Origin of the sequence: Ruegeria profundi, from assembly GCF_049800715.1 — a bacterium.
Taxonomy (GTDB): domain Bacteria; phylum Pseudomonadota; class Alphaproteobacteria; order Rhodobacterales; family Rhodobacteraceae; genus Ruegeria; species Ruegeria profundi_A.
The window spans coordinates 136,963-149,029 of sequence record NZ_JBNAFO010000010.1 but is presented as its reverse complement, the minus strand read 5'-3'; the positions used below and the strand labels follow the sequence as shown (position 1 = coordinate 149,029).

Genomic DNA, 12,067 nt, shown 5'->3' with positions numbered 1-12,067 from the left:
ATCAGCCTCCTACGCTCCAACGCGCAAACGCGCCCCAGAACCAGTCAAATTTCGCCGCAAAGGCCACAAAAACCACCCAAGCCAATGAGAACGGCAGGAACACTTTCCAGCCCAGACGCATCAGCTGGTCATAGCGGTAGCGGGGTGTGATCGCCTTGACCATCGCGAAGAGGAAGAAGAAGAACGCCATCTTCGCGACCATCCATAGCACACCGTCGGGCAGGCCCGGGATCGGCGACAGCCAGCCGCCGAAGAACAGCAGCGTGGTCAGGGCGCACATCAGGAAGATGGCGATGTATTCGCCCGCCATGAACAGAAGGAAGGGCGTGGCCGAGTATTCGACCTGATAGCCTGCGACCAGTTCCGACTCCGCCTCGGGCAGGTCAAACGGTGGACGATTGGTTTCCGCTAGCGCCGAGATGAAGAACAGGAAGACCATCGGGAAATGCGGCAGCCAGTACCAGCTGAAGAAGCCGAACGAGCCATCCTGCGCACGCACGATGTCTCCGAAATTCATCGATCCTGTTGAAATGATGATACCAATGATGATCAGGCCGATAGACACTTCGTAAGAAATCATTTGCGCCGCAGACCGCAGCGAGCCAAGAAACGGATACTTTGAGTTCGACGCCCAACCGCCCATAATCACGCCATAAACCTCCAACGAGGATACGGCGAAGACGTATAAAATAGCGACGTTGATATCCGACAGCACCCAGCCGTCGTTGAACGGGATAACAGCCCAGGCGATCATCGCCAGCACGAAAGAGGTCAACGGCGCGAGGATAAACACGGTGCGGTCCGCACCTGCCGGGATGACCACCTCTTTGACCACATATTTCAGCGCGTCGGCCACCGATTGCAGCAAGCCATAGGCCCCTACCACATTGGGACCTCGACGCATCTGGACGGCGGCCCAGATCTTGCGGTCACCATAGACAAGGAACAACAGCGAGATCATCACAAAGGCCACAACGGCAAGCACCTGCGCCAGGATGATCAGGGCGATGCCGCCCGGTGTGTTTAAGAAATCAGCCATTGGTCCTCACACCGTGGGTCGTCGGGGATATCTCTGCGGGACGGATCATTCTGCGGCCATCCTGTCTGTGTTTTTCGCCTGCGCTGACAGCTCGGCCATCAGTTGTGAGGCGCGTGCGATCGGGTTGGTCAGGTAGAAATCCTTGACCGCATTGCGGAAACTCGCCTTGCCCAGTGAACCAGCCTCAAGCGGCTGCACCTCGTTCTCGATCACCTCGTCGATACGCGCCAGATGCGGTACCGCCTCGATCAACGCGGTCCGCAATTGCGCCAAGGAATCGAAGGGCAACGTCGCCTCCAACTCGGCAGAAAGCGCACGCAGGATAGCCCAATTCTCCTTGGCCTCACCCGGCGCGAAACCCGCACGCATGGCCAGCTGAGGGCGGCCTTCGGTGTTCACGAACAACCCGTTTTCCTCGGTATAGGCGGCGGAGGGCAGGATCACATCAGCGCGGTGCGCGCCACGGTCCCCATGGCTGCCTTGATAGATGACGAATGCGCCGTCTCCGATCTCGACCTCATCCGCGCCGAGGTTATAGATCACATCAGCCGCGCTGATCGCGTCCATACCGCCCGCGTTGGTGGCATCCACATCCATCGCGCCCACGCGCGCGGCAGCGGTATGCAAGATGATCAGCCCACTTTCGGTATTGCTTGCAATGGCTTGCGCGGCGGCCAGAACAGCGGCGCCATCGGCCTCTTGCAGCGCGCCCTGACCGACAATGACCAAAGAGCGTTTTGCTTTGATCTCATCATCGCCGCCCATGTCGACAACCTTTTGCAACGCGGCACGGTCATCGCCCATGTGGTGGTATTCATAGGTCAGATCGGCCGCCGGACCGACCAGAGCAACCTCGGCCCCATGCGCCCAAGCCTTGCGGATACGCGCGTTCAGAACCGGAGCCTCATCGCGCGGGTTGGTGCCGATCAGCAGAATACGCTCGGCCATGTCGATATCTTCGATCGCGGCGGTCCCGGCATAGGCCCCACGGTTGCCCGCAGGCAGCTTGGCCCCGTCCGTGCGGCATTCGACAACGCCGCCCTGCCCTTCGATCATCTGCTTCAGCGCAAAGATCGCCTCAACCGGCGCCAGATCACCGACGAGACCCGTCAGTTTTTCGGCCCCTTTCAAAGCTTCGGCAGCTTTGGTCAGCGCCTCAGGCCACGAGGCCGGGCGCAGCTTGCCGTTTTCGCGCACGTAAGGACGGTCCAAGCGCTGACGGCGCAGCCCGTCCCAGACGAACCGGGTCTTGTCGCTGATCCATTCCTCGTTCACGCCATCATGGTTGCGCGGCAGGAACCGCATCACTTCACGTCCTTTGGTGTCCACGCGGATGTTCGAGCCCAAAGCATCCATCACGTCAATGCTCTCGGTCTTGGTCAATTCCCACGGGCGCGCGGTGAAGGCATAGGGTTTCGAGGTCAGCGCCCCCACGGGGCACAAATCAATGATGTTACCCTGCAGGTTCGAATGCAGCGTCTGGTTGAGGTATGAGGTGATCTCAGCGTCCTCTCCCCGACCAGTTTGACCCATCTGGGTGATGCCGGCGACCTCGGTCGTGAAGCGCACGCAGCGCGTACAGCTGATGCAGCGGGTCATCGCGGTGCCAACCAACGGCCCCAGATCCAGATCGTCAACGGCACGCTTGGCTTCCTTAAAGCGCGAGCCCGAAACACCATAGGCCATCGCCTGATCTTGCAGGTCGCACTCCCCCCCCTGATCGCAGATCGGGCAATCCAGAGGATGGTTGATCAGCAAAAACTCCATCACCCCTTCGCGGGCCTTCTTGACCATGGGTGAGTTCGTCTTGACCTGAGGCGGCTGCCCTTCAGGCCCCGGACGCAGGTCGCGTACCTGCATCGCGCAAGAGGCCGCAGGTTTCGGAGGGCCGCCCACGACCTCAACCAGACACATCCGGCAGTTCCCCGCAATCGACAGACGTTCGTGATAGCAGAAGCGCGGCACCTCGACCCCGGCCTCTTCACAGGCCTGGATCAGGGTCATGGCACCATCGACTTCGATTTCCTGCCCGTCGATATTGATCTTGCGGAGGTCAGACATCGTCAGTTCGCCCTCAAATAAACGCCGATGGCGCTGTTTCTGTCGATTTCTTTCCGCCCTAATGTGCAGAAGGAATTCGGGTTTTCGTAGGTCACGCCGTTGGCGGCAAGATAAGCCTCGCCCTTGGCGCGCATCCGGTCTTTTTCAGCGTCGGATTCGACATAGGCCCGGATCTCTTGGTCCGAGTAGCCAAGGCTGTTCGCCTCGGACCGCAGCCCCCACATCACGTTGATCGCTTTCAGCTTCCGCCCGCTGATCGAGGGGCAATAGTCCGAAATCTCTTTCGCGACCGCAATGTAATACAGCTCATTGTCGATCTGTTTCACTTCACGCAGAGGCGGCTTGGCCTCGGCGACCGCAGGGATCATCAGCGCAAGACCAATGGCAAGTGTTTTCGCATAAGACATCACAGGTCCTTTCATCTTGGATCGACCAAGATGGGTGTCGCCCTGTCTGCTATGCAATAACAGACCGCTGGCCCTGCCGTGATATGCAGAAAATAGCCTCATGGTCTTTGGCAGGTTCCCGCAAAAGTCAGTTTGTCGTCGCTGATGCGCAGGTTCTGCGGTTCTGTATCCGGACCAACCTTCCAAACAATGCGCGACGAGCCGAAGTTCTGGATGCAGAATTTGGTGCCTTCGAACCGGCCCGCCTCACGCGCGCCGTCAAGCGAGGCTGACACATTGTTCACGACTACAGTGAACTCCGTCGGGGTGTTGCGTTTGTCTACCGACTTGGCCTTGGCGCGGAAAAACTGCCCGTCAAACAGCACACGGTCCTTGGACGAGGTGCCGGTACAGGCCGAGATCAACGCAAGTCCCGCAAGGCCAGCCAAGGTTGAGAATTTCATTTTCTTCACTTTGTATATTCCTGTCAGACGGCTGGCATCTGGGCGGCTGCGAGCGCGATCAGAATGGTGTGTCATCCCGCTCACTCCGCTGCGACCTGAGCGCAACGATTGTCGCGCCACTTGCTTGCTTGTTTCAAATCCGCCCATCCAAAGGCGTGTTCACTTGGACCTTCCTGGCGCAGACGCTCCAGCCGCGCCATGGCTTCATCCAGATCCGGCTGGTGCCCCGCGGGCACCCACCACATAACGAAATGCTGATCCCCCAGCAGTTCAAACCAGTCCTGACGACGGTCGTAAAACTGTTTGTGTATGGTGCCCCAGACAAATGTCTCAAGGCTCGCGACATCTTCCCAGACGGTCAGGTTGGCGACAAATTGAGGATCGTCCCCAATCGCGTTTTCCGTGTTCCCGGTTCCCGGCTCGCCCGAGCCTTCCATCATCCAAACAAAGCCCGGCATCCGCTTGCCCAAGCCATTGACCTTGTCGAGATTGGCCATGAACTCAGCCACCCGAGGGTCATCCGTCGGGGCCAGCAGGCGGCCAATATTCAGTTCGGCCAGATGATATCCGTCGGGCTGCCTGATCATTCCGCTGCCATCGCCCCCATGCGGCCTGATTTCTGAGCCTTGATGCGGTCCTCGATCTCTTCGCGGAAGTTGCGGATCAGGCCCTGGATCGGCCAGGCCGCGGCATCGCCCAAGGCGCAGATCGTGTGGCCTTCGACCTGTTTTGTGACGTCAAACAGCATGTCGATCTCTTCCAGCTCAGCCTCACCGCGCACAAGGCGGTCCATCACGCGCATCATCCAGCCGGTGCCTTCGCGGCAGGGTGTGCACTGCCCGCAGCTTTCATGCTTGTAGAACTTCGACAGACGCCAGATCGCTTTTATGATGTCGGTGGACTTATCCATCACGATCACCGCCGCCGTGCCAAGACCCGAGCCCAGTTCACCGCGCAGATAGTCGAAATCCATGATCGCATCGCGCATGCTTTCACCGCGCACGCACGGAACGGACGATCCACCTGGAATGACCGCGAGCAGGTTGCCCCAGCCGCCGCGAATTCCGCCGCAATGGGTTTCGATCAGTTGTTCGAACGGGATCGACATCGCCTCTTCGACGACGCAGGGGTTGTTCACATGGCCCGAGATCGCAAACAGCTTGGTGCCGGCGTTGTTCTGACGACCAAAGCCCGCGAACCAATCCGCGCCCCGGCGCAGGATGGTCGGTACAACCGCGATTGACTCAACGTTGTTCACCGTGGTCGGGCAGCCATAGAGGCCCGCGCCAGCCGGGAATGGTGGCTTCATGCGCGGCATACCCTTCTTGCCCTCAAGGCTTTCGATCAGCGCGGTTTCTTCACCGCAGATGTAAGCGCCCGCGCCGTGATGCAGGAAGATGTCGAAATCCCATCCCGAGCCGGCCGCGTTCTTACCCAATAGCCCGGCGTCATAGGCCTCATCAATCGCGGCCTGTAGCGCCTCGCGTTCGCGGATGTATTCGCCGCGCAGGTAGATGTAGCAGGTATGCGCATTCATCGCGAAAGAGGCAATCAGGCAGCCTTCGATCAGCGTATGCGGATCGTGGCGCATTATCTCACGGTCTTTGCAGGTACCCGGCTCGGATTCATCCGCATTCACAACCAGATAAGACGGGCGGCCATCGCTTTCCTTGGGCATGAACGACCATTTCAGACCGGTTGGGAAGCCTGCGCCACCGCGCCCACGCAGGCCCGAGTCTTTCATCGTCTGGATGATCCAATCCCGGCCCTTTTCGATCAGGCCAGCGGTGCCATCCCAATGACCTCGGGCTTGCGCGCCGCGCAGAGTACGCTCGTGCATCCCGTAGATGTTGGTAAAGATCCGGTCCTGATCCCTCAGCATCGCGTGTTACCCTCAGCTGTCCTGACGCATGCGCCAGAGTTGAAAAATGTTGACGCCTGCATAGATGAAGCCGGCCAAAGCAGCGAAATCAAATAGCAGCGCATAGCGCCCCGGCATTCCAATCGCGGGGCCGATGAACAAAGTCATGCCAAGCCAAACCACCATCGTCACGGCGATGACGATGCCTATATGTCGGCCCTTGCGGGCTATGGCTTGCTCTTTGTCCTTATCCATCTCGTCCTTGAGCCCTTGCAGGGGCGTTTAGTCTTCGTAAGTGCCGTCTTCCTTGGCACGTTTGGCGAATTCGGTCTGATCCCCAACAGCCAGCTTGGCCGCTTGTTCAATCCAGCCATCGCGTTCGATCCGGCCCTTGAACTTCAGGCGCGCATCCACCCAGGCCACGTGCTCGGGCGTCCAGGCTGCGATCTGATCATAGTGGAAAAAGCCCAGCTCGTTCAGCGTCTCTTCCAGTTTCGGCCCCACGCCTTTGAGCATCTTGAGATCGTCCGGCAGGCCCCCACGCGCCTCGGTCAGCGTTCGGGGTTTATCTTCCTCGACTTCTTTCGCCTTGGCCTCAGCGGCCTGTTTCACGGCTGGTTTCGGTGGCTCAGGCGCTTTCGGCGGTTTCGCCGCCGCCGAGGCTCCGGCCTGCTTGCCGTCTTTGCCCAGCCAAGGTGTGAGGATCGGAACCTCGGTCCCGTCGATCCGCTTGACCGTATCGCCAAGCTCTGCCGCTAAGGCCACGCTGGCATTGTGTTCCGGCTTTCCAGCCTCATGTTCGGTCAGGCTGCTGAGGCCTTTCAAAGGCTCTGCCGCATATCGCCCGTTTTGAGGGCCGGGCGTAGGCACCTTCCCCGCCGCCAGATTGTCTATGATCTTGCCAAAACTCTCGGCGGTCAGGTCTTCGTAGTAATCCTTGCCGATCTGCGCCATCGGAGCATTCGTACAGGACCCAAGGCATTCCACCTCTTCCCAGCTCAGCTTGCCATCGGCGGATAGCTCATGTGGCTTGGCGGCGATCTTTTCCTTGCAGACCGCAATCAGATCCTCGGCCCCGCAAATCATGCACGAAGTCGTTCCACACACCTGAATATGCGCCACCGAGCCGACCGGCTGCAGTTGGAACATGAAGTAGAACGAGGCGACCTCGAGCACGCGAATATAGGCCATGCCCAGCATGTCGGCGACGGATTCAATTGCCGGGCGGGACAGCCATCCCTCCTGTTCCTGCGCGCGCCACAGCAGAGGGATCACCGCACTGGCTTGGCGACCCTCAGGGTATTTGGTGATCTGCGCTTCGGCCCATTGCTGGTTGGCGGCGGTGAACGCAAAGCTTTCGGGTTGTTCGGGGTGAAGACGGCGGAGCATTAGCGGTCAATCTCTCCAAATACGACGTCCATGGTGCCGATAATGGCGGCGACGTCAGCCAGTTGGTGGCCTTTGGCGACGTGATCCATGGCTTGCAGATGCAGGAAACCCGGTGCGCGGAGTTTGGCGCGGTAGGGTTTGTTGGTGCCGTCGGCAACTAGATAGACGCCGAACTCGCCCTTGGGGGCCTCGACGGCGGCGTAGACTTCGCCTGCGGGGACGTGGAAGCCTTCGGTGTAAAGCTTGAAGTGATGGATCAGGCTTTCCATCGAAGTCTTCATGTCCGAGCGTTTCGGCGGGGTGATCTTACCGCGCGCCAAAACATCGCCCGGGCATTCCCGGATTTTTGCGATGGCTTGACGGATGATCAGCAGCGACTGGCGCATCTCTTCCATGCGGCAGAGATAACGGTCGTAGCAGTCGCCATTCTTGCCGACGGGGATCTGGAACTCGAACTCGTCGTAGCATTCGTAGGGCTGCGCGCGGCGCAGGTCCCATGCAAGGCCCGAGCCACGGACCATCACGCCCGAGAAACCGTATTTCTGAATGTCATCCTCGGTCACAACGCCAATATCGGCGTTGCGCTGTTTGAAGATGCGGTTTTCGGTCAACAACCCGTCAATGTCGTCGAGGACGGCGGGGAATTCGTGGCTCCACGCCTCGATATCGTCCAGCAGCTCGGGCGGCAGGTCTTGGTGCACACCACCGGGGCGGAAATAGGCGGCGTGCAGGCGGGCACCACAGGCGCGCTCATAGAACACCATCAGCTTTTCGCGTTCCTCAAAACCCCACAGCGGCGGGGTCAGAGCGCCCACATCCATCGCTTGCGTGGTCACGTTCAGCAGATGGTTCAGGATGCGACCGATCTCGGAATACAGCACCCGGATCAACGAGCCACGGCGCGGTACTTCAACCCCAGTCAATTTCTCAATCGCCAGACACCAGGCGTGCTCCTGATTCATCGGCGCCACGTAATCCAGACGGTCGAAATACGGCAGGTTCTGCAGATACGTCCGGCTTTCCATCAGCTTTTCGGTGCCACGGTGCAGCAGACCGATATGCGGATCGCAGCGCTCTACGATTTCTCCGTCCAGCTCAAGCACCAAACGCAAAACGCCATGCGCGGCAGGGTGTTGCGGTCCGAAGTTGATGTTGAAATTGCGGATCTTCTGTTCGCCGCTCAGCGCGTCCGTGCTGCCGTCATCATATCTTGAGCCGTCCATCACCGCCCCCGCTTTTTCTTCGCGTCCGCGCGCACCCGGACCTTCTCGGCCTCAGCCGCCTTGGCCGCGGCGCCGGCAAGCAGCACCCCAAGAGCGCCCAAAATGATCAGTTCCCCCAGCATCTCAGCGACGCTCCATCTCTTGCAGCTTCATGGCCATGATCCACAGTAGGATCAGCGTTCCAATCGGGATGACACATGCAAACGCCCAGAACTTCTCGATCCCGAAATGCGGCAGCAGTTTCAGCATCGGGATGATCGTGGCGATCGTGAACGCGATCCAGATCAGGAATTCCATGGCTTACGACTCCTGTTTTTCATCCCCCGGAAGAATGTAGTTGGCACCTTCCCATGGGGACATGAAATCAAACTGACGGTATTCCTGCACGAGGCTGACGGGTTCATAGACCACGCGTTTCTGCGCCTCGTCATAGCGAACCTCGGTGTAGCCGGTGGTCGGGAAATCCTTGCGCAGCGGATAGCCGCGGAACCCGTAGTCGGTCAGGATACGCCGCAGGTCCGGATGGCCCGAGAACAGGATGCCGAACATGTCGAATACCTCTCGCTCGAACCAGTTGGCCGAGGGATGCGTATCGACGATCGAGGGCACCATGTCTTCTTCGCGGATGGAGACCCGCAAACGAATACGTTGGTTCTGGTACATCGACAGGAAGTGATAAACCACGTCGAACCGCTTGGCCCGTTCGGGGTAATCCACGCCTGTAATATCGACCAGAGTCGAGAACTGGCAGGAGCGGTCGCTTTTGAGGAATTCGATGAACTCCACAAGGTTTGATAGCGCCACATCCACATTCAGCTCACCATGCGTGACATCCCAGGACAACACACAGTCGGACCGTTTCAGCTCCAGATGCGTACCGAGTTCTTTGAGTGCTTCGCTCATCCGCCCTCTCCTTTAGCGCACGATCGTGCCGGTACGGCGGATTTTGCGTTGCAGCTGCATCAGACCGTATAGCAGCGCCTCAGCCGTCGGAGGACAACCGGGGACATAAATGTCTACCGGAACGATACGGTCACAGCCACGTACGACGGAATAGGAGTAGTGGTAGTAGCCACCGCCATTCGCGCAGGACCCCATCGAGATCACATAGCGCGGCTCGGGCATCTGGTCATAGACCTTGCGCAGCGCCGGAGCCATCTTATTGGTCAGTGTACCAGCCACAATCATCACATCGGACTGGCGCGGCGAGGCACGCGGCGCGATGCCAAACCGTTCCGCGTCATAGCGCGGCATCGAAGTGTGCATCATCTCAACTGCGCAGCAGGCCAGACCAAAGGTCATCCAATGCAAAGACCCGGTCCGCGCCCAATTGATAATGTCTTCGGTCGAGGTCAGCAGGAAGCCTTTGTCCTGCAGCTCGGCATTGAGGGCCTGGGTGGCGACTTCTTTGTCGACGCCAGCGGTATTTGCACCCGTCATCACTCCCATTCCAAGGCCCCCTTCTTCCATTCATAGGCAAAGCCGATGGTCAAAACGCCCAAGAAGACCATCATCGACCAGAACCCTACATCGCTGATGTCCTTAAAGCCCACGGCCCATGGGAACAGGAACGCAATCTCGAGGTCGAAAATGATGAAAAGGATCGAAACCAGATAGAAGCGCACATCGAACTTCATCCGAGCGTCATCAAACGCGTTGAAGCCGCATTCATAGGCGCTGACTTTTTCGGGATCGGGGTTGCGAACTGCCAGAACGACAGCTGCCAGAATCAGGACAATTCCCAGGCCGATGGCTACGGCCAGAAACACCAGAACAGGGAGATACTCCCGCAGCAGGTCTTCCACGTCTAGCTCCTTTCCTGCGCGTCCCCTTTCGGAGGGCGCCGTCAATTGGCGTGTTGACTCGACTTTCTCTAGCCCCACGCGGTCAGAGGGTCAACCGAACACAAGCGCGCACCACGTCATTCATCCCCTTGACAGACCTTCGGGAATCACCCCGATTTCGCCTCAGCGGACAATAGACGCCCCAAGTTAATCTTTGTTGTTCCACTTGGGGTTACGTTTTTCAAAGAAAGCTTCGATGCCTTCGCGTGCTTCAGGCGTCTCCCATCGGGCGACCAACGCTTGGATGGTATGGTCGATCACACTGTCGTCAAGACGCGGACCGAGGTTTTGAACCAAGGCCTTGGCTGACGCCACAGCCCCCGGCGCGCAGGACAGGTAGGGGGTGATTTCATCCTCGACAGCGCGCATCAGTTGATCGGCTGGCACCGCTTTTGCCAACAGGCCAAGCGCCACCGCCTCGGCTGCATCGAACAGACGCGCGGACATGAAAACACGCCGCGCGCGCGCCTCACCCATCCGCGCGATCACGTAAGGCCCAATCGTCGCTGGGATCAGGCCCAGCCGGGTCTCAGTCAGGCCCATTTTCAGGGTGTCAACGCCAAGTGCCACGTCGCAGACCGAAGCCAGCCCGACGCCACCGCCAAACGCGTTGCCTTGCAATGCACCAATCAAAGGTTTGGGCATCTCGTTCAGCGCCTTCAGCATTTCCGCCAGCTTGCGCGCCTCGGTGAATCGGGTCTCGGCATCCGCAGCCATCTGATCGCGCATCCACCCCAGATCGCCCCCGGCGCAGAAACTCTTGCCAGAGCCGGTCAGCACAACAACGCGCACCGCCTCATCGCGCCCCAGCTGCTCCGCCGCCTGAGTTAATTCGCTGATCATCAGCGCCGACATGGCATTGTGCTTTTCGGCGCGCGACAGAGTCAGCGTCGCAACACCCCGGTCATCTGTGACGACCGCAATCGTTTCAAACATGTCAGCCTCTCATTGCCTGCGCCATCTGCGCGGCTTCGTCCAAAACTGCTGCGTCCAGACCGGTCTCATATCCCAGCCGCTCCAGATGGGCGGCGACGGCCTCAGTCGCGACATTGCCAGCTGCGCCGGGTGCATAGGGGCATCCCCCCAACCCCCCGACCGCAGCGTCAAACACCCGCACGCCCAGCGCCAGCGAGGCATCAATATTGTCCATCGCTCGCCCGTTGGTGTTGTGGAAATGGCCCGCAAGCCGTGTAACGGGCACCCTGTCGCGCACCGCCAGCAGCATATGCGCAATCTTGTCCGGGGTTCCCTGCCCGATCGTGTCGCCCAGCGAAATCTCATAGCACCCATGCGCGAACAGAGCGTCCGCGACCTCAGCCACTTTTTCGGGCGGAGTTGGACCGTCATAGGGGCAATCGGTCACGCATGAGACATAGCCCCGGACCGGCAGGTCGATATGACGCGCGGCCTCAAGGATCGGCGCAAACCGTTCAATGGAGTCCGCGATGGTCGCGTTGATGTTGGCTTTCGAGAACCCCTCGGACGCTGATGCAAACACTGCGATCTCATCCGCTTTGGCCGCCAACGCGTCTTCATAGCCGCGCATGTTCGGCGTCAACGCCGCATAGCGCACGTCCTCGGCCCGTTTGATCCCAGCCAGAACCGCGCCGCTTCCTGCCATTTGCGGCACCCATTTGGGAGATACGAAACTGGCCACCTCAATTCGATTGAACCCCGCGCGGCTCAGGCAATCGACCAGCGCCACCTTTTCGGTCACCGGAATCTCGCGCTTTTCGTTCTGAAGCCCGTCCCTTGGCCCGACCTCGAATATCTCGACCCGTTCTTTCATCAGCGCATCCC

16 protein-coding genes are annotated in these 12,067 nt (G+C 59.4%); all 16 read right to left on the bottom strand.

From position 1 onward, the window contains the following. Nucleotide 1 precedes the first annotated feature (1 nt). The gene (nuoH, locus tag ACP15L_RS16505; RefSeq protein WP_425085022.1) at nt 2–1,039 is read right to left on the bottom strand and encodes an NADH-quinone oxidoreductase subunit NuoH; all 1,038 of its coding nucleotides are present in this window, start codon (nt 1,037–1,039) and stop codon (nt 2–4) included. 45 nt (nt 1,040–1,084) lie between these two features. Further along, on the bottom strand, nt 1,085–3,100 hold the full coding sequence (gene nuoG / locus ACP15L_RS16500; protein ID WP_425085021.1) for an NADH-quinone oxidoreductase subunit NuoG: 2,016 nt from the start codon (nt 3,098–3,100) through the stop codon (nt 1,085–1,087). Between the two features lie 2 nt (nt 3,101–3,102). Then, on the bottom strand, nt 3,103–3,507 hold the full coding sequence (locus ACP15L_RS16495; protein WP_425085020.1) for a DUF5333 domain-containing protein: 405 nt from the start codon (nt 3,505–3,507) through the stop codon (nt 3,103–3,105). Between the two features lie 98 nt (nt 3,508–3,605). After that, entirely contained in the window at nt 3,606–3,950 is a 345-nt protein-coding gene (locus ACP15L_RS16490; RefSeq protein WP_425085019.1) for a hypothetical protein, read from the bottom strand. Nucleotides 3,951–4,030: 80 nt separating this feature from the next. Beyond that, nucleotides 4,031–4,537, bottom strand: coding sequence for a DUF3291 domain-containing protein (locus ACP15L_RS16485; protein WP_425085018.1), 507 nt, complete (start codon nt 4,535–4,537; stop codon nt 4,031–4,033). Beyond that, the gene (gene nuoF / locus ACP15L_RS16480) at nt 4,534–5,832 is read right to left on the bottom strand and encodes an NADH-quinone oxidoreductase subunit NuoF (RefSeq protein ID WP_425085017.1); all 1,299 of its coding nucleotides are present in this window, start codon (nt 5,830–5,832) and stop codon (nt 4,534–4,536) included. The genes ACP15L_RS16485 and nuoF overlap by 4 nt, the downstream gene beginning before the upstream one ends. 12 nt (nt 5,833–5,844) lie before the next feature. Next, nucleotides 5,845–6,066, bottom strand: a complete 222-nt coding sequence (locus tag ACP15L_RS16475) for a DUF5337 domain-containing protein (protein ID WP_170467891.1) — start codon at nt 6,064–6,066, stop codon at nt 5,845–5,847. A 27-nt stretch (nt 6,067–6,093) separates the two neighbouring features. Beyond that, nucleotides 6,094–7,200 (bottom strand): NADH-quinone oxidoreductase subunit NuoE, encoded by a 1,107-nt coding sequence (gene nuoE, locus ACP15L_RS16470; RefSeq protein ID WP_425085016.1) that lies wholly within the window; start codon nt 7,198–7,200, stop codon nt 6,094–6,096. Continuing rightward, nucleotides 7,200–8,423 (bottom strand): NADH-quinone oxidoreductase subunit D, encoded by a 1,224-nt coding sequence (locus tag ACP15L_RS16465; protein ID WP_170375130.1) that lies wholly within the window; start codon nt 8,421–8,423, stop codon nt 7,200–7,202. The genes nuoE and ACP15L_RS16465 overlap by 1 nt, the downstream gene beginning before the upstream one ends. Then, a complete protein-coding gene (locus tag ACP15L_RS16460; protein WP_419738290.1) occupies nt 8,423–8,545 on the bottom strand; it encodes a hypothetical protein in 123 nt (40 codons plus the stop codon). Before ACP15L_RS16460 ends, ACP15L_RS16465 begins: the two co-directional genes overlap by 1 nt. A gap of 1 nt (nt 8,546) precedes the next feature. Beyond that, nucleotides 8,547–8,720: a hypothetical protein gene (locus ACP15L_RS16455; protein WP_170461080.1), complete on the bottom strand. Its 174-nt coding sequence runs from the start codon at nt 8,718–8,720 to the stop codon at nt 8,547–8,549. A gap of 3 nt (nt 8,721–8,723) precedes the next feature. After that, nucleotides 8,724–9,326, bottom strand: a complete 603-nt coding sequence (locus ACP15L_RS16450) for an NADH-quinone oxidoreductase subunit C (protein WP_170660701.1) — start codon at nt 9,324–9,326, stop codon at nt 8,724–8,726. 12 nt (nt 9,327–9,338) lie between these two features. Next, complete coding sequence (locus ACP15L_RS16445; RefSeq protein WP_037307875.1) at nt 9,339–9,872, bottom strand: NuoB/complex I 20 kDa subunit family protein; 534 nt, start codon at nt 9,870–9,872, stop codon at nt 9,339–9,341. Further along, a complete protein-coding gene (locus ACP15L_RS16440; protein ID WP_425085015.1) occupies nt 9,863–10,228 on the bottom strand; it encodes an NADH-quinone oxidoreductase subunit A in 366 nt (121 codons plus the stop codon). The genes ACP15L_RS16445 and ACP15L_RS16440 overlap by 10 nt, the downstream gene beginning before the upstream one ends. Before the next feature lie 186 nt (nt 10,229–10,414). Beyond that, complete coding sequence (locus ACP15L_RS16435; protein WP_425085014.1) at nt 10,415–11,203, bottom strand: crotonase/enoyl-CoA hydratase family protein; 789 nt, start codon at nt 11,201–11,203, stop codon at nt 10,415–10,417. Between the two features lies 1 nt (nt 11,204). After that, nucleotides 11,205–12,056, bottom strand: a complete 852-nt coding sequence (locus ACP15L_RS16430) for a hydroxymethylglutaryl-CoA lyase (protein ID WP_425085013.1) — start codon at nt 12,054–12,056, stop codon at nt 11,205–11,207. Nucleotides 12,057–12,067 lie beyond the last annotated feature (11 nt).